The 18,403-nt window shown below is 37.6% G+C and carries 17 protein-coding genes, 1 other RNA gene and 2 pseudogenes; 16 read left to right on the top strand and 4 right to left on the bottom strand.

Annotation, left to right across the window (positions count from 1 at the left end; genetic code table 11):
- A pseudogene (locus WS42_RS11705) lies at positions 1–442 on the bottom strand (hypothetical protein); the annotation flags it as partial.
- Between the two features lie 716 nt (positions 443–1,158).
- On the opposite strand from WS42_RS11705, the gene WS42_RS11700 reads away from it, so the two are divergent.
- The 9 genes from WS42_RS11700 (at position 1,159) to WS42_RS11660 (ending at position 11,465) form a co-directional block, all read left to right on the top strand.
- Positions 1,159–1,827, top strand: coding sequence for a hypothetical protein (locus WS42_RS11700; RefSeq protein ID WP_022161350.1), 669 nt, complete (start codon positions 1,159–1,161; stop codon positions 1,825–1,827).
- A gap of 18 nt (positions 1,828–1,845) precedes the next feature.
- A complete protein-coding gene (locus WS42_RS11695) occupies positions 1,846–3,063 on the top strand; it encodes a BACON domain-containing protein (protein WP_046451127.1) in 1,218 nt (405 codons plus the stop codon).
- A 388-nt stretch (positions 3,064–3,451) separates the two neighbouring features.
- Complete coding sequence (locus WS42_RS11690; RefSeq protein WP_022161352.1) at positions 3,452–4,543, top strand: phosphotransferase enzyme family protein; 1,092 nt, start codon at positions 3,452–3,454, stop codon at positions 4,541–4,543.
- A 4-nt stretch (positions 4,544–4,547) separates the two neighbouring features.
- Positions 4,548–5,951 carry a Gfo/Idh/MocA family protein gene (locus tag WS42_RS11685; protein WP_022161353.1) on the top strand — a complete coding sequence of 468 codons (1,404 nt, stop codon included), beginning with the start codon at positions 4,548–4,550 and terminating at the stop codon, positions 5,949–5,951.
- A gap of 199 nt (positions 5,952–6,150) precedes the next feature.
- Positions 6,151–6,547, top strand: a transfer-messenger RNA (tmRNA) gene (ssrA, locus tag WS42_RS15570).
- 171 nt (positions 6,548–6,718) lie between these two features.
- Positions 6,719–7,948 carry a site-specific integrase gene (locus tag WS42_RS11675; protein ID WP_013610437.1) on the top strand — a complete coding sequence of 410 codons (1,230 nt, stop codon included), beginning with the start codon at positions 6,719–6,721 and terminating at the stop codon, positions 7,946–7,948.
- 81 nt (positions 7,949–8,029) lie between these two features.
- Positions 8,030–8,953, top strand: a complete 924-nt coding sequence (locus WS42_RS11670) for a hypothetical protein (RefSeq protein WP_013610436.1) — start codon at positions 8,030–8,032, stop codon at positions 8,951–8,953.
- Between the two features lie 414 nt (positions 8,954–9,367).
- Positions 9,368–10,309, top strand: coding sequence for a hypothetical protein (locus WS42_RS11665; RefSeq protein ID WP_013610435.1), 942 nt, complete (start codon positions 9,368–9,370; stop codon positions 10,307–10,309).
- A 283-nt stretch (positions 10,310–10,592) separates the two neighbouring features.
- Positions 10,593–11,465: a hypothetical protein gene (locus tag WS42_RS11660; protein ID WP_046451126.1), complete on the top strand. Its 873-nt coding sequence runs from the start codon at positions 10,593–10,595 to the stop codon at positions 11,463–11,465.
- 203 nt (positions 11,466–11,668) lie between these two features.
- On the opposite strand, the gene WS42_RS11655 is transcribed toward WS42_RS11660, so the two are convergent.
- The gene (locus tag WS42_RS11655) at positions 11,669–11,878 is read right to left on the bottom strand and encodes a hypothetical protein (RefSeq protein WP_013610432.1); all 210 of its coding nucleotides are present in this window, start codon (positions 11,876–11,878) and stop codon (positions 11,669–11,671) included.
- Positions 11,879–12,220: 342 nt separating this feature from the next.
- Here WS42_RS11655 and WS42_RS15565 point away from each other — a divergent pair, with 342 nt between their 5' ends.
- A complete protein-coding gene (locus WS42_RS15565) occupies positions 12,221–13,162 on the top strand; it encodes a DUF4062 domain-containing protein (RefSeq protein ID WP_022159912.1) in 942 nt (313 codons plus the stop codon).
- A 299-nt stretch (positions 13,163–13,461) separates the two neighbouring features.
- Here WS42_RS15565 and WS42_RS11645 read toward each other — a convergent pair whose 3' ends face one another.
- Positions 13,462–13,779: a HigA family addiction module antitoxin gene (locus WS42_RS11645; protein ID WP_013610430.1), complete on the bottom strand. Its 318-nt coding sequence runs from the start codon at positions 13,777–13,779 to the stop codon at positions 13,462–13,464.
- Between the two features lie 6 nt (positions 13,780–13,785).
- Complete coding sequence (locus tag WS42_RS11640) at positions 13,786–14,106, bottom strand: type II toxin-antitoxin system RelE/ParE family toxin (protein ID WP_013610429.1); 321 nt, start codon at positions 14,104–14,106, stop codon at positions 13,786–13,788.
- Between the two features lie 306 nt (positions 14,107–14,412).
- Between WS42_RS11640 and WS42_RS11635 the strand changes: the two genes are divergently transcribed.
- The 6 genes and pseudogenes from WS42_RS11635 to WS42_RS15560 all read left to right on the top strand — a co-directional run.
- Positions 14,413–14,880: a hypothetical protein gene (locus WS42_RS11635; RefSeq protein WP_046404802.1), complete on the top strand. Its 468-nt coding sequence runs from the start codon at positions 14,413–14,415 to the stop codon at positions 14,878–14,880.
- Between the two features lie 479 nt (positions 14,881–15,359).
- A complete protein-coding gene (locus WS42_RS11630; RefSeq protein WP_013610425.1) occupies positions 15,360–15,806 on the top strand; it encodes a JAB domain-containing protein in 447 nt (148 codons plus the stop codon).
- Between the two features lie 19 nt (positions 15,807–15,825).
- Positions 15,826–16,872 (top strand): DUF3871 family protein, encoded by a 1,047-nt coding sequence (locus WS42_RS11625; RefSeq protein ID WP_013610424.1) that lies wholly within the window; start codon positions 15,826–15,828, stop codon positions 16,870–16,872.
- A 363-nt stretch (positions 16,873–17,235) separates the two neighbouring features.
- Positions 17,236–17,580: a hypothetical protein gene (locus WS42_RS11620; protein ID WP_013610423.1), complete on the top strand. Its 345-nt coding sequence runs from the start codon at positions 17,236–17,238 to the stop codon at positions 17,578–17,580.
- Positions 17,581–17,607: 27 nt separating this feature from the next.
- Positions 17,608–17,916, top strand: coding sequence for a hypothetical protein (locus WS42_RS11615; protein ID WP_013610422.1), 309 nt, complete (start codon positions 17,608–17,610; stop codon positions 17,914–17,916).
- A gap of 8 nt (positions 17,917–17,924) precedes the next feature.
- A pseudogene (locus WS42_RS15560) lies at positions 17,925–18,403 on the top strand (hypothetical protein); the annotation flags it as partial.

Raw genomic sequence — 18,403 nt, 5'->3', positions numbered from 1 at the left:
AAGTATAATATCCTTCCTCTGTAAATCGCTGCAAAGCTTGCCAATTACGACTTTCAATGATCAACCTTTCTTTGTCGATGTCATACCGGGAAGTCAGATCAGCCAACTGAGTTAACATAGCCGAAACATTTTGCAGATCGAGATTTTTAATATCCAACCACAATTTACCTCCATTTTGCTGAATATAGCCAAAATAAGGTTCTATAGACAGGTTAAAACTAGTATCTATATCATGTGTCACATCGAATACCGAATCCTGCCGAAAGACGATATCTACTTCAAAGTTACTATACCTTTCACTGTGTTCATATAATTTTTCCATCGAATTGCAACGATGCAACCAAATTTTATCCGGATGCTCCTCAACCTCGTCGATGGCTACGATACACCAAAAAAATAGTCCAATGACACAGGCAACTCCTATAAATCGAATAATACGCACAATTTTTTCTTTTCACTCGGATAAAAGTAAAAAAGACCTGACAAAACCACAAAAATATTCGACAAAACCGGAATTTATTTCGATTAAATAACGAATTTTATCCATCTTTTAAGTCTGATCTCTGATTTCCCCCCCCTCTCCCTTTATCCGTACCAACCCATCGCTTAGCCGGATGAACCGAATAAACTTTCAGGCGATTCATTTGACAATCCTGAAATAATAATTATATTTGTCACGAAAAATCACCTTATAAGTCGGAATAATATCATTTCTGGGAGGCTCGGAAGGAGCAGTCTCCGGGAAAGGTTTGTATTTCTAACAAAAAAAGGAGAAAAATAAGATTGTTCTTACTCAATCTTGAACTAAAACAATACCCCTAAGTGTGAGTATCGAAAACATTTCATATCTTTGTTGCGTCCTTTACAGGATAGCATTTTAAAGATGAAAGTGTTTCACTTTTATCCTTGACAGGAAATCTGACAATTTCGAGAATACAAGGATAATCAATACAAACACTCATCACTTGTCTGTTGATGTATCGTCAAAGTACATACGGATAAGTGTGGGGTATTGTTTATTTGTATTCGGGTTTTGTCAGAACCTCCTGTCAGATAAAGCAAGGCTCCACACTTTCTTTTTATAATCAACCGGCCAATCGGAGTCTGTGGTCATAAAACGATTTGAACATCAGTTATAAAATTCAAATTCATTGCATTATGAAAAAAATTTCATTCATTCTGCTGGCTTTGCTATGCTGGTCAAGTATGGTGTCGGCACAGGAAAATAACAATCGTTTACGTAAAAAGTACCGCAATCTGAGTTTTGTAAAGCAGGAATTCGAACCGGCTTCTTACTTCGGTATGGATCAAACGCTCAAAAGTAATTTCGGAGCAGCTTTCACCGTCGGCAGGACTTTTTATCTTCATAAAAAACCGATAGCCGGTTTGATCCGTTTCGGTCTCGACGCCACCTGGTTCGATTTGAATTACACCAATTACAAACTCGAATACCGTTGGGAAGACAATTACGATGAGGAAGAAGAACCAGAAACCAGTAATTTCCATCAAGCTGAAATCGGCATGCAAGTAGGTCCTTCTGTTACCGTCAATCCGGTCGGGAAACTAAACGTCAACGCTTATTTCCGGTTTGCCCCCAGTTTTTCAGCTTTATACGACGACGATACCCTCCTGGGAAACTATGCTTCTTATTTTGTCACCGGCGGCGGTATCTCTTACGGAGTTATCGGCCTTGGAGTGGAATCCAGATGGGGAAGTTGTAAATTTAAATCTTTCGGAGGCGGTGATTCCGAAGAAGACGAACAGGAGCCGGAACCCGGAAAATCCAAATTCAACGGAATGCGTGTTTACCTATCCTTCAGATTTTAATATTAAATCAGCTTAATCATGAAAAAGATATTACTATTCATTCAGTTGTTTGTTGCTGTATGCCTGACAGCCTGTTATACCAATGTGATTACCGATTATGAAGGCGAAGGCGACGGAGGCGGCGGAGGCAATCCTTCCAATCAATTTATAACCCTGTCCGATCCTGCTCAACTCAATCAGACAGCTTATGCCGACTCTCCCTCCTGCGAGATCACTTTTACCACCACCTCTTCGTGGGAGAGTTATATCCAAAACGATGAAGCCCGCTCCTGGGTTACCGTAACCCCTTCTGCCGGAGAAGAAGCCGGGGAACATACCATGCAAATATTATTAGATGAAAACACGACAGGAAATCCCCGGACAGTTCGAATCGAACTAAACTGTCAAAGCCAAACCGAAACAATCACAATCAATCAGGAAGCTGTCCGGCAGGACGGCAGTTTCCCGGAATCTTACGAACCGGATCCCTTCGAAGCCTGGGTGGAGCGTATCACCATCACAGAAGTCACAGAAGGAGTAGAAAACCGGAATAATTGGCTGGAAATCAGATTCGGTTACAACGATAACCAAATTCAGTATATTGAAAAAACAGGCATTTATACAGAAAATATCGAAGGTGAAGAAATTCAAAATGAAACGATACTGTCAGATATTCATATAAATTATATGCCCGAAGATCACCGTTTATTTTATGAGCAGAATACTTATGAAAATAACAATCAGGTTACTCAAAAACTTTACAGCGAATGTATGCTGAACGAACAAGGCCATATCAGGGAAAATCAGGCAACTTACTTCGACATGATGAGTAATGAAGAGCCCATATCGATTGTATATCGTTACAAAAATTTCCGTTTACAAAATATCGGTAGCGACCAGGAACAGTTCCAATATATATGGTCGGATCAAAACAGAGTAGAAACACAGGAAAAAATCACAAGTGACGCTGAATATGCTACTCTGGAAACCTTCACGTACACCACGGAAGAAAATAATAAAGCCAACCTGGACCTTAATCAACTTTATCAGGAGGACTACCTGTCGATGGTCGGTTTGCTAGGGAAACGCAGCCAAAATCTGTTGGCTTCGATCAGCGACAAAAAAGGCAGCAGAACAGAATTCACTTATACTTTCAATATGTCCGGTTATGTAGAAACCATTACGGCCACCCATTTCTTTGAAGGTATTAAAACTCCGACGAAACAAGTGTATATTATCTTTTATCAAGGCTTTTGAAGTTGAAAATCCACATCTTTTTCAACGATTACGGAGTAATTTTCAACTTTCAGGTCCTATCTTTTTCAGTGACAACGGTTACAGTGATCAGATTTGATTTCCATAACCGTTGTCACTAAAAAACGGCAGGATTATTTCGGTACTTTTCGTCTTCGGTATTCGTGTCCGGGAACCCGGTCGCTTCTGTCAGTCGTTTACCTTATTTTTTTCATTGACCGGTGGTATCTGACAAACGTAGTGAGGAGTTATACTATACATCTCCCTCACAAAATTACCCCTTTCCGCGAAAAACACAAACAAAAAAAATTCAGAAAATTTAATTCAGAAATCAAAATTCCAATTCTTCGGAAAATTGACTATTTTAGCAGATCATTTTATCACCATTTTCATGACAGATTTAAAAGCAATCACTTCACATTTTGCCATTTCGGGAGAGGTGGCAGAAATAAAACCGCTAGGATCGGGGTTGATCAACGATACCTTCCTGGTAACAACCCGATATCCCGATACCCCGGATTACGTATTACAACGCATCAATCAGGCTATTTTCACGGATGTTCCTTTATTACAGGAAAATATCCGTTACATTACCTCCCGTATCCGTTACCATTTGCAACAACGGAATGCAAACGATATCGACAGGAAGACATTGACTTTAGTACCTGCTACAGATGAAAGGCTTTATTATTACGACGGAAACAGTTACTGGCGGCTGACTATTTATATCGCCGGATCGAAGACTTTCGAACAAGTGACGCCGGACCTGGCCTATCAGACCGGAAGAGCTTTCGGAGAATTTCAATACTTTCTGTCAGACATTCCGAATCCACCGATCGGAGCGACCATTCCCGACTTTCACAACATGGAATTCCGCCTCGGACAGTTCCGGGAAGCGATCGCTCGAGACAAAGCGGCCCGTCTGGCTAAAGTGCAACCGATCGTGGATGAACTGCTCGGACGTTCTGAGGAAATGTGCCGGGCTGAACGGCTTCACCGCGAAGGGAAATTACCCAAACGCATTACCCATTGCGATACAAAAGTCAACAATATGCTGTTCGATCAGGATGACCGTTTTCTTTGTGTGATCGACCTCGACACAACGATGCCTGGATTTGTATTGTCGGATTTCGGTGACTTTATCCGTACCGCTGCCAATAAAGGAGCAGAAGACGATAAAGAATTGGACCGGGTAGGTCTCGATATGGAAATATTCCGGGAATTTGCCCGGGGCTATCTCGAAACGGCAAGTGCCTTCCTTACCCCTATCGAAAAACAATTGTTACCCTATGGGGCACAACTTCTAACCTATATGCAAACCGTCCGTTTTCTGACCGATTACCTCAACGGAGATACATACTACAAAATCCAATATCCCGAACACAACCTGCAACGGACCTTGGCTCAATTGACCCATCTCCACAGCATAGACAGTCATCTGGAAGAAATGAACGCCTGGATTAATCAACTCTCAAATCAGTAATTATATGAAAAAAATCACTTATCTATTGACCGCTTTTCTGATCCTGGGCATCAGCAGTTGCCAATGTCCTAAATCTTCGGATCAAACGACTCCCAATCTGATTCGCACCGCTATTCCGGAACGTCCGGCCGGCCAGACAGACGTCATAGGCCTTCGCTGTGCACCCCTCGACACCGTACGGGTCGGTTTTATCGGATTAGGCATGCGCGGCCCGGGGGCCGTCTATCGTTTTACCCAAATCGAAGGTACTGCCATCAAAGCCCTCTGTGACCTTTATCCCGAGCGGGTAGAAAAAGCCCAGGAGATCCTCACCAAAAACAATCGTCCCCAGGCTGCCGCCTATAGTGGAGAAGAAGGCTGGAAACAACTTTGTGAACGCCCCGATATCGATCTGGTATATATCGTCACTCCGTGGTTGTTGCATACTCCCATAGCCGTTTACGCCATGGAACACGGAAAACATGTCGCCATCGAAGTCCCCGCAGCCATGAATCTCGATGAATGCTGGCAACTGATCAATACTTCCGAAAAGACCCGCAAGCACTGTATGATGCTGGAAAACTGCGTATACGACTTTTTCGAACTCACCACCCTGAATATGGCCCAACATGGATTGTTCGGTGATATCCTCCATGTCGAAGGTTCGTATATCCACAACCTGGAAGAATTCTGGGCGGCCTATCAAGGCAACTGGCGGCTGGATTTCAATGAAAAATACCGGGGGGATGTATATGCCACCCACGGCATGGGACCTGCCTGTCAACTCCTCGACATCCACCGGGGAAATAAAATGAACTACCTCGTTTCTATGGATACCAAAGCCCTGACCGGCCCGAAACTGGTAGAAAAGATCAACAAACGGGACGGTAAGGATTTCCAGAACGGAGACCATACGATGACGATGATTATGACCGAAAACGGCCAAACCATGCACATCCAGCACGACGTCATGAATCCCCGGCCTTATTCCCGGATGTACCAACTGACCGGCACCGAAGGTTTCGCCAACAAATATCCGGTAGAAGGCTATACATTCCGTTCTCCGGAGCAGGTCGAAGGTGTACCCGATCACGAAAATTTAAGTATGCACTCGTTCGTCCCGGCAGATGTGAAACAGGCGCTGATGGAGCAATACAAACACCCCATTCAGAAAGAACTGGAGGAGAAAGCCAAAAAAGTCGGCGGACACGGTGGCATGGACTTCATCATGGATTACCGGTTGGTATATTGTTTACGCCACGGCCTCCCTCTCGATCAAGATGTCTATGACGCAGCCGAATGGTCCTGTCTGGGCGAACTCACCCGCCTCTCCATCGAAAACAACAGCATGCCCGTCGAGGTCCCCGATTTCACCCGGGGCAGTTGGCAAAAAATGAAGGGATACCATCATTTTATGATCGGAGAATAATTTTACCCATCATTCAAAATAAAAATCGTGCAGATCCGGGAAGGTTCTGCACGATTTCATTTTTGGTATTTATATAGATATTTACATGAAATGTACGTTTGTAGGTATAAATATGTATATAATTACCAAAAATTATAAATTTAAGTCTCTTTTGATATGATTTACCGGGTTTCTTCCTATCTTTGTCTTCACATACCATGGGGCAGACCTGGATTTGACAGCATGAAGAATAGGTATGTAAGCATGTCGGGAGCAGTGAAACGGCCCGTAAATCCCGGACACAAAATTTTAGTTGGCGAAAATAATTACGCTCTCGCTGCCTAATCTTTAGAAGATTGAAGGCTTAATCCCTGTTCAAGGAACGGGGACGGGACATCCCGCCGGTGGTTCCACCTTATTCCGGTCGGCATACGGGGTGCAGTCAATTTAAGGTTAGTCTTAGCCCACCTTTGGCGAAAGGCGAAAATTTAAGAGGATAAGCGATGGCTTGGGTGTCACTTTCCGGACCATCGTCGAAAACCAATAAGTGACTAAGCATGTAGAAAGCATATGGATTCCGTGTTTGGACCAGGGTTCGATTCCCTGCTGCTCCACCGATTAGAATTAAACCACTGATTTACAGTGGTTTTCTTTTTCTCACAACCTATAAATTTTCGTATTCTGGTCCATTATTTGGTCCACTTATTTTCCTAAATCTGGTCCATTTTTCAAGGTGGACCAAATATCTTCATAAGTAACAGAAGCAGTGGCATTTAATGGTCATTATTATGCTATCAAAAACCCTTATTTATTACTTCCACTACAACTCAAAAGAGTCCACTAACGGATTAGCCCCAATCTATTGTAGAATTACAGTAAACAGCACTCCTAAAAAGTTTGCCACAGGTTTATATGTACAGGCTAATAATTGGGATACTGTAAAACAAAAAGCCAAAGGCAGAAACGAAGAAGTACAATTCATTAATTTCAAACTGGATTGCCTAACCAAACAAATCAAAGACTGTGAACGTAAATTAATTGATACGTTAGGGACATTTAGTATTGAAGACCTCTATTTCCAACTTAAAGGCGGGGCAGAATTAACAGGTGATACTTTTCTAAAATTAATGAAAGACCGCCTTGATGTGATGGGCAAACTTGTAGGAACAGAATATTCCAAAGATACATACAGAAAATTCAAAGACGTATATAACCACACAATCAATTTTATTAAGAAGCAATACAATATGAGCGATATACCTTTGAAAAAACTGGATTATCAATTTATAGCTGCTTTTCAGCAATATCTTCTTACAGACCGCAAGCAAATACCCAATACCGTCAATAAAACACTGCAAAAGGTTATTGAAGTTGCAAAATATGCAGTAAAATGTGGTTACTTGGAAAAGAATCCTTTTAATGCGTATGAGCGATTGAAAGTTGGTACTAAGTCTATTACATTTCTAACTGATGAAGAAATTGAACAATTAGAAAATTATCATTTCACACAACACAGATTAGAGCAAGTAAAGGACTTATACCTGTTTTCCGTTTACACAGGTTTAGCTTACAGAGAAGCAGCCAATCTATGTAAAGCACATCTCATAAAAGGATTGGATAATGAAATATGGATAAACATGACACGTCAAAAGACAGGTAACAGTATGGAGATTCCCCTACTACCTCCTGCACAAAAAATTCTTTCTAAATATATAACAGGTAACGAACCTATTAATAAACCATTATTACCTATGATTAGTAATCAACGTATGAACTCCTACCTGAAAGAAATTGCAGAAATATTAGGTATCAATAAACGGCTGACCACACATACAGCACGTAAAACATTCGCCAGTACAATACTGCTAAATAATGACGTTCCTATCGAAATTGTCAGTAAATTATTAGGACATTCCTCCATACGCGTAACAGAAGCAGCCTATGCACAGGTTATGAATAAAAATACCAGCAGACACATGAACCAACTAAAACAAAAACTTTATACAGAAGAAAACTAACCCAAAACCCTCTCACTTCTTTAATTGGAGTGAGGGGGTATTTTTTTAATTTTGCTCTACTAATACAAACACTCTTTTATTATGGCAGAACCCTATCTTTTTCCCGTTTCTATTCTCAAAGATATAGAACCTTGGCTGACAGAATACTTTGCATATCAACGCTTCCATATTCAACCAGAAATAGAACAGGCTTTTGAAGCTAAATATCATAGAGTAGAAGATTTTCTAAAGGTCAATAATGAACACATAAACCATATTCCACATATACATTTAGCTGAATGTGACAATCAATTTTTGGATAAGTTAGAAGCCATCATAAATAAATACTCTCCCTTTGAAAACGAGGAAAAGATATATTGTTGCTTATGGATTGCAAGTGTATTATACAGGAAATACGACAACTTTGGCAAAGACCATTCTAATTTTGATATTGACTATTTAGAGCAAAGGGATATGTTCGACCAATATTCTAAACATATCCGTCCTGAAATGCTTAAACTCCTTACCTTTCTAAAAGGGCATATCACAACTACCAATAAACAAACAGGATTCCAAACACCTCTACCAATCAGAATTGAAGCAGGAGCAGAAAGAATAGAGATAGATAATACCGCAGGTTGGTTTGTGGGTGCTTTGGAAGAATATTTGCATACCTTTTTAGGAGTAGAAAACAAAGAAGAAGCAGAGGAAGAACTAAAAACGGTCTATTCCTCCAAAGGCAGAAAATTGGATGCTGCATTTGCCCTGATGATGATGGGCACATATCACCTTTTAACTACTCATTCCAACATAAAACCTAAAAGTAACATCATACGCCTAACGCTTGACTTTCTTGAACTCTTAGACCTTGCATCAGAGAATGATGATGAAAATAACCTGAATGCCAAAATAGCCTGTCTGGAAAAACGGAACTATACCCCTAAATGGGACATGAAACCACAGGACATATACAGGACCTCACCTAACAACCATACAAACGAAACTATTAATTTCAGACTTTGGTAATCTTTTCTCCCTGTCATACGGCAGGGAATTTTTATATCTAAATACCACCTAAGTGTATTCATATTCAACTATCTAAAGAATACACTATCCTTTTACTCCCATTCTTTATAACCCTCCTACATTGATTTTCCCAACTTCGCTTTCGCAATCAAAACAGAGCTGAAAACTCCTAAAGAATAGCCTGTCAATTAGCACTTATTCTTTATAACACAGCTTTTCAGATTTGAGTTGATTTGCAATACAAAACAAGAGTTCTGATAATACCTAAAGAATAAACCACGAAACGGCATTCATTCTTTATAACACAGGCCTTAACAGAGAAGTAGTTTTGTATCACAATCAACAATTGACGGTGGCCACCTCATTTACGATTGTTTGAATAAATGAAGTATTAATTTTTAAAAACCAAACATTATGGAAAATTCAGTATCAGTAAATGAAACAGCAGTAATGAACTCAATTAAAAATGGTATGAAAAATTTACTATTTATCGAAGGTAACCGCAGTGAGATTGATAAAGCCAATGTGGTAGAATCCTACAACAAGATTAAAGCTATGGGCTTTATTCCTACTATGCCTGTTGAATTTCTCCCAATAGAACAGGCACAAAATAAATTGGGTGGCAGGCGTCTGTTAAAACCTGTACTGAAAAGAGAAAAAGGGGAAGGTATTCCTACTATCAGTAATTTCAAAATCGAAATGGAAACAGTTCCAGAAAGTGAATACCACCTATACGATGGGGTATGTGTCGATGGGCAACACAGGACAGTAGCCCTTATGTTCCCTGACATGGAAGCAGAACCCAGCTATATAGAGGTGGAAATTCCAGAAGGCATGGACGTGCTACAATACATTGCCCTGCGAAACAATGGCAAGCCGTGGAAAAATGATGATTTTTACAATTCCAAAATCCCAACCAATGATGAGCACACAGACCATATCCTGAGTAAGAGGGAAGAAAAGTTCATTACGGCATTCCTGATGAATGTTTACACCTTTGGTACTTCCAGTTTAACACCTAAGCAGATGAAAGCACTGCAACAGGGCTATAAGACAATGGATGACTTTAAAAGGATTCAGCTATCTAAGGCAACTGAAACGATTGGTGATGCCATTTGCCAAATCTGCAAAGAACACCCATTCCTGACAACTGACAAACTAAACGGCAGATTGGGGGCAGGATTGAAAGCCTTCTATAAAAACCATGATTCTGATTTATCTAAGGTTGAACAGGTGCTGAATGCTATAAATAAAACCAATTGGGAGAAATACTTTATTGCCGCTAAAGGTCACAGCATGGAAGCGAAAGCCTATGAGGAAGCATTTAATTCAGTTCTGGCTGACCTGAAACAATAATTCCAACTTAAAAGAATACTTTGGTTTTGCTCTGATGTGCACTATGGGTAAAGCCAAAGTCCTAAAAACAGGATTGGAGATATGCTTTATTTCCAAAACGGGACACCCTGACATCAAAAAAACAGTGTTCAGATACAGTTTAGTGACGATTTTCTCAGGTGATATATTTTACTTCCTCCACCTGATATATTACTGAGCTATATACTAATAACTAAAACTAATAACTAATATCCGGTTTCAGGAAAATTGATTTGAAAATGGAATTTATATCAAGCAGAAAATTATGGACGAAAATAAATTATCGTACAGGAGAATACGAAATGATGTGCATATTCGCCTGAACAATAAAGAGGCAGCCACATTTTTGGCACTCATGTTTTATTCTGACTTTAATACAGGAGAATCACATATAATTCATAAGACACTTAGGGATAAAACAGGTATTCCTGAATCAACTTTGAAAAAGTATTTGAAAGAACTGGCAGAAAAAGGATTTACCACCCCCAACAGCTATTTTAGTGGTAAGACACCACAAGGTAAGCCCAGACGTTTAACTGACTATTCTACGCAGATTCCAGATACCTGTTATATTATGGCAGACCGTAAGTTATTAGATGTTCAGATAGGTGATTTACCACTAAAAGAACAGTCATTTATTAAGGGCTTTATTCTGATGCTGAAATGTGTTTGCCTGAATTTTACTGATACTACTTTGTACAGTTACAGGGACATGGAGAAACAAATGAATCTCTCTTATGCTACTATTGCAGGACTAATGAAGCAATGCCAGGAATATGGTTTAGTTACTCCAAATGAAAAAGGAGAAGGATATACTATTAGGAAGGGATTATTTTACAATGGTTATCCACCAATAGTAATACCAGAAAATGAATGGGATAAGCTAAAGGAAGCATATACAGCCATTTATGAGTTTTGTAAAAGTAAGAGAATAATTTGCCCTCCTTATGACCATAGGCTAATAGGTAGGATATTAGGTGTATCAGGTTGCGCAGAAGGTATAAAAGAAAGATTGGAAAAGAGAACAGACCAGTTACCTGATAACATTAGCAGTCTGAATTACTTTGTCAGAATTATTGATGGCAAGGTATTAGAACCAGAACCTGAGAAGCCTAAAACAGTAATTTATTTAGATTAGGATGTGCTTTTACTCCTTGTTTTCAGAGAGTCCACCTGACGGTGTACTCTCCATTAGTCACTATTTCGACATTTGCACCTCTTACAGAGGCTGAATGTTTTGTAAGAAAAGTGCTATTTTTCCACCTAAAGGTTTAGCTATTAAACGACAAAAGCCGTACTCCCAACTAAAAAGGAATACGGCTTTCTTCATTTACAACAATCTTACTTGCTTCGCTTTACTAACTTCTTTTTAGGCTGTTTAATCTGAGGTGGATTTTCAGACAGCCAAATTTCTGGCTTAAATATTTCAGGATAGAGCTTACACAAGGTTTCCATTCCAATATGACGGTAAAAGTCAACCGTATGTATTTCCCTGTGATGTTCCAGTCCAAACCAACCAGAAGCAATAACTCCTTTATCATTATTGTTCATTGCGCAATGATTGTGAAAGTGGGATTTGAAAAACTATTTATCTTCGCATAATTATGATGCAAAGGTACTAAAGGCAAACCCCACAAACTAAAGAACATAGCGCACAGTTGAAACAGGATTACCAACTCAAAATTACACTTCATTTTTTATTGGCATCCTTAGCAGAACAGGAAAATAATGACCAGAATACAGTCTTAACTTGTAAAAGGATTGGTGGTGGAGAAAATCTAGAATTTATGTCTTATATACCTTTTTCAAAATTTATCACCAGACTAAGTTTAGGGAGCAAAAATTATAGTTATAAGTTAAAATCATATATATTTGAAAAAAATAATAAACCTTATGAAAAAAACAATCTTCATATCGTCAACTTATAAAGATTTAGTCAAAGAACGAAAAGCTGTATGGGAATTGCTAAAAAGATATGATGTTAATATTGTTGGAATGGAAGAATTTGGAGCTCGTAAAGATTCTCCATTAACAACCTGCCTAAAAGAGGTTGAACAATCGAATATATACATTGGTATTATTGCCAATCGTTGGGGAAGTATAGAGGAAGAAAGCGGAAAATCTTACACTCAATTAGAGTATGAAAAAGCCATAGAAAAAGATAAGGAAATTTTAATATATCTAATTGATGAGACTGCTTCAGTTCAGATTGATAATATCGATTTTGGAGAAAAGCATGAATCTTTAGAATTATTTAAGAAAGAATTACAAAAAAATCATACTATTGACCGCTTTATAAATGCAACAGATTTAGTCGAAAAATTAGAAAGGAAAATCGATTCTTTGATTGGTCAATATAAATATCCATCAAATTCGGCAGAGTTTAAAGATAAAATGGAAGAATCAAAATATTACTTTGAGCGTTTTCAATTAACACCTAAATTGTATGTAAATAAGGAGGTCATTCTAAAAATAAAAAAAGACGGACGTTTATTTCCTTTATCCAAGATTTGTTGTGATACTTTCAAATTCACATATGGTGCTACAGTTGCCGTAAAAATCAAAATTTTAGAACCTTTAATTGCTGATACTATTACCAATACACTGGTTATCGAAAGTAATAATCAGGATTTTATGTGGACTATAGAAAACGACAAAGAATATACCATATTATCTCAACTTTTATTCACTGATAATAATGTAAAAAATGAAGAAGCCTATTTTAAAGATACTGTTTTTTCATGCATATCAATAAGAGATATTAAGACTGATACAGTCTGGAAATCAGGTGAAGGGAAAGCTATTTTATTACTGAAAGAATTAATTACTGAATAATCAAACTTATTCTTTAGACATAAACCTTTACAAGCCAATAGACTATACATATATGAACTTTAGAGAGTGAGACAAAATTATATGGACTCTCTTTATGTACCACAAAATGAAAATGTCTCACTGCAATAGATTAACTTTAGAAATAACTTGGCTTTAATTTTCAGCCTCTCATTTATGCCAACTCAAAAAACAGGGGTATATACTTACTTCTTTTAGCTGTCCACTTTTTTCACAGGTTATGTATTATATAAATAAAAAATGGACACCTGAATTTTAGGAGTGGAAATATATTTATGCTATTAAAAACAGGCAGCACTAAATGCTTGACGAATAGAGTCAAGTTTAGATGCGAAAGAAGTATCACGCCTTGCCGTTTCAAGATTATAGCGACTTTGCATATTATTCCAGATAGTAGCATCAATACCTAATGCTGCTTCAAGAAGTAAAGACATATCAGCAGATATTGGGCGTTTACCGTTTAGTATTTCATTCAGCATTGTATAAGAAACACCTATCAATGAAGAAAATTTCTTTTGGCTGATTCCCCTTGCCTGTAATTCGTCTTTTAATACCTCGCCTGGGTGGGTTGGCATATATGGTCTTAAGTCGTTGTTCATAATCGTTTATTTATAATGATTAGACAATTCAAGTATATTGCAAATGGTCAGAACAGGCTCTTTATCTTCTATCTTGTTTACTGTAAACTCAATGCGGTACTGTGAGTTTACCCTGATAGATGATATTCCTTTTTTATCTCCACTTAGGACTTCATAGTTTAAAGAACGAAATGGAAATATATCCTCTATTCGATTAGCAGATATAAGAATGTCTATACATTTTTTATACTTAGTGACAACGTTAGGCTGAAACCTGTATTTTTTACTTTTACATTGCCCTGTTTTGTATAGCTCACTTAAATACTCCTGTTCAAACTCTACAATCATATTGTATTATTTTACTCCACAAAGATAGGAAATTATATCGATAAATTCACTCAATTAGTGAATTTTATTTTGGTGGAAAAACTTGAAAAATTGGCTTATATATACACTTTAGAGAAAAATTCACCAACTTAAATATAGCAGACACATATATACCTTAGCTGAAAAAATACCCCTCCCCATGACAATATAAAGGTTAAATTGAAATATAGTGTTTATTTCAAGCAGTAAAGTAGTGTAACCATTTACACCCCTACCCAATAGCTGCATAAAAACGAAATGTTTAACACTTTATTTTACCCCACAACTATGAACAGAAAAGAGTATTTAATAGCACAAGGAAATGTACAGAAAGACGTTAGCGCACTCGCTGAAACATTGAAAACCCAACTTGCAGTATTCCCAGAAGCTATAAAAGTTGGTGAAGAACTAAAGGTCATTGGCTTTAAAGGGGAAACCTTGAACGACCTTTACCTGATTTGTACCAGAGGAGAAGATGAAGAAGTTTACGAACTCAAATACACCATACTCACCAGAAAATCACAAGATGGCTTAACCACTCCAAGCGAAATCCCTTGCAATGAAACGGTACAGGAGAAGTACAAGGACAAACTGCAATTCATTTACTCCATTGCAAAGAATATGTTTGTTCCTGCACTCGTTGAATTGTTATTGGATAAGACCATAGTATTAGCAGGAGAAAAAGAAGTTCCTGCTACTTTTCATGGAGTGGCAACCAAGACCAAGATTAAAAAGTTTGCTCTGATTATGGAATGACGTATAGGGGGACAAAACTGTTATATTGAGCAGTGAAGTCGGCAAGGGGGAGCTTTACAGCTCTCTCTTGTTTTATATTATGGTTGAATTAGCACAGGAACAAACACCCTATATTTTGTCAGACTTGCCAATTCAAAAAATAACTTCTATCTGGCATTAGTAAGGGTATTTACAAATAGAATGTATGAGTAAATATCCAGATTAGAAGTTATAACCAATTCAATTTATTTACTCCATTATATACCTGAAATACCCACATTCAGGACTAAAGATATGGCTTATATACTTACAGGCATGTTGTGGGTGCATTGATACTCTATATAGGGGTATTGTGCGTTGAGAGAGGGTGTAATGCTCTCTCTCATTTTTTATAAGATGCCAATTAAGGAAAGGTATGCCAATATATTTTACAAAAGGTTGGGAGGGCTGAATGGTTCTCCCTTCTTTATCAAAGTACAACCATTCAATTTATCACAAATATGAAATCATTCAGACCAAACGAGGTAAAACTCATTTATCCAACAGTTAAACAAGCAGAGCAGGTAAGGTTAGTCAGTCCTTATGAAGCCTTTGAATTTGCTTTGCAGTTCTACGATGAAGATACGATACAGCACCATATTACGACTAAGGTCATATTACTAAGTGGCAATAGTACGGTATTAGGTGTAATGACCGTTAGTGAATCGGCACACACTTATGACATAGTGGAAACCAAGTTTATATTGCAGGCTGCCATACTTGCCAATGCCAAAAGCATTATTGTAGTGTCTAATTCTCCAAGTGGTGACTTAGAACCTAATGATGCAGAAAAGGATTTGAAGAACCAAATTAAGTTGGCAGCTTACCTATTCGATATTGAATTAGCTGATTACTTACTCATTAACAATGAGGACTATTACAGCTTTGCAGACAACAAAGTATTATAACTCATTAATAACTCACAACATGGAAACACTTAGATTATTATCAACAACACAACAGGTCGATCCTGCCTTATTTGGTGAAGAATATTCTGATTACATTGATGTAACAGAAGAAAGTCCGTTTAAGGATTACACAACCCTATTCCCAAAACCAAAGGGATTACACTTTATCAATGCCAATACAACAGAGGTAGATATACAGCACCTAAAGAATGATTGTATTGTGCCTGTATTTAGCAAGGATAATGAACTGACCGTATCACATCCTGTATTTATTGAAACGGTGTATAAGGCAGCACAGGAGTTTTTCAGGAATGAACAGATTGATACACCTGAAATCATAGTTAGCCATATTATCAAAGGCAGGATTCCAGAAGCCATACATAAGCCCGTTAATCAGTTATTGGAAACGGACAAAACGATTTACTATGAACGGATGGCGTTTGCTTTTGAGATTCCTACTATTTACTCTGATATTGCAGGGAACAGGCTGAATTTATGTATTACAGGTGTCAGGGCTTATAACCATGAAAACCTGATGAGCAAAAAGGGTACAGAACATTTTAGTGTGGCTATTGGCTTTAGGAATCAGGTATGTTGTAACTTATGTACTTTTACAGACGGTTATCAGTCTGACCTTAGAGCCATGAATCATTATGACCTGTTTAGGGGAGTAATGGACTTGTTTAGCAAATACGATGCAAACAAGCATTTACGCTTTATGCAGGAGTTTCAGAAGTACAGCCTGACAGAACACCAATTTGCACAGTTCTTAGGGAAGAGCCGTATGTATCAATGCCTGCCTTCCAAAGAAAAGCGTATGTTGCCTAACATGGAAATGACGGACAGCCAGATTAACACGATAGCAAGGAATTACTATATAGATGAAAACTTTGCTAAAGAGGGAAACAGTATCAGTATGTGGAGAGTTTACAACTTATTGACAGGAGCAAATAAGAGTTCTTATATTGATAACTTCTTAGATAGGTCGTTGAACGCTACACAACTTACAGAGGGATTAAGCAGAGCCGTACAAGGAGATTCAGAGTATAGATGGTTCATTGATTAAACTTGCTTATTTTTGTCTTACAACCAACCCACAGAACGTTTGTAGATGCCGAAAATTAACTATATTTGTGATGTTATGTAAGGAGAAATCCAACCATGACAGACATATTAGTTTTATAGAAGCGTTTTAGTTTTTATCCTTGTCTTAGAAATCGCCAATTTCAAAAACTGAAAGGATAAACGATACAAACGTTCGCTTGCCATATATATTACTCAAATATATAAGGTTAAGCGTGGGTTGGTTGTTTATTTTCAGTTGGGTGTTTGGCGATACCTTAAGACAGATAAACTAAGCAGTTCCCACGCTTTCTTTATTTTATAAACTTGCCTTTCTGGGAATCTGGGGTGCTAAATCTATTTTCTTATGAATCATCTTAACGAAAGAAGTTTGCAGATGATAAATACCATCTACAACAATTTCTCATCGCATCCTACATTTAGTAAGTATCAAATTGAAACAGTCAATGACTTTAGAAATGGAATTGTTAATCTTGATATTTCTCTAAATGGGAACTTACGAAACAAGTTTATGTTTTGTCCTGATTTGAATGGTAATATTGGCTCTGTTGCAATATATGGAGCTGAATTGGAAGGACATTTAAGAAGTATCAAATCATCAATGAAATTCTGTGGACTTAATGTTAAAGAAGTAAGTATTGACAGAGAAGGATATAGCCCTTATGTTGATGTGATTTTAGAGAAATATTGACGAATTATTTAAATAAATAGAAAGACCATGAAACAGATATTTATTTTATTAATGGTAGCTATGTATGCTACAATGTTTACAGCGTGTTCAAAAGATAATGAAACTCCTTCTCCACTTAATTCTGATAAAGAAGTTTTAACAATAGTGGTTGAGGACGAAACTTTTAGCTTTCAGATAGAATCACCTCAATTAGGGATTATTCATGTTAACTGGGGAGATGGAAAGCAAAATGAATATAAGGGAGAGAAAGATGATGATATGTATTATATTGAAAAAAACATACTTATGCACAAAAGGGGGAATACACTGTTACAATCAAGAACATCGACAATATAGAAATGGATATGTTCTATTATGATTGTACTGTTACTTTGATAGATGCAACTAAATGTCCTACAACCTTAGTCGGATTTAGTGACGAAGAGGCTAATAAGGATGGTAGTAAGTTAAATTTCAATGCTAATGGATGTATTGGTTTGAAAAGTATTTCATTAGATGTCCCTATAAACTCAATAAATCTAAGTGGATGTACTTCAATAGCAGAATTACAATTTTATTCTGCTTGTTCATTGACAACTTTGGATGTCAGTACATGTACAGCGTTAACTGTTTTGGAGTGTAGTGGTAATAAATTAACTACTTTAGATATTAGTAAATGCATAGTATTGGAAGAGTTACATTGCTCTAATAATCAATTTTCAGAAACAGCAATGAATAATATATATAATGCTTTGCCGAATTGGACTGGGAAAGAAGCAGGTTATATCTCAATTAGTGCACCCTATGGCAATTATAGTATCGCAGAGAATAAAAATTGGAGAGT

It is taken from the genome of Odoribacter sp. N54.MGS-14 (assembly GCF_000980295.1).
GTDB classification, from domain to species: Bacteria; Bacteroidota; Bacteroidia; order Bacteroidales; family Marinifilaceae; genus Odoribacter; species Odoribacter splanchnicus.
Note: the sequence above shows the minus strand (reverse complement) of the source record. Positions and strands in the feature narration are given on the sequence as shown.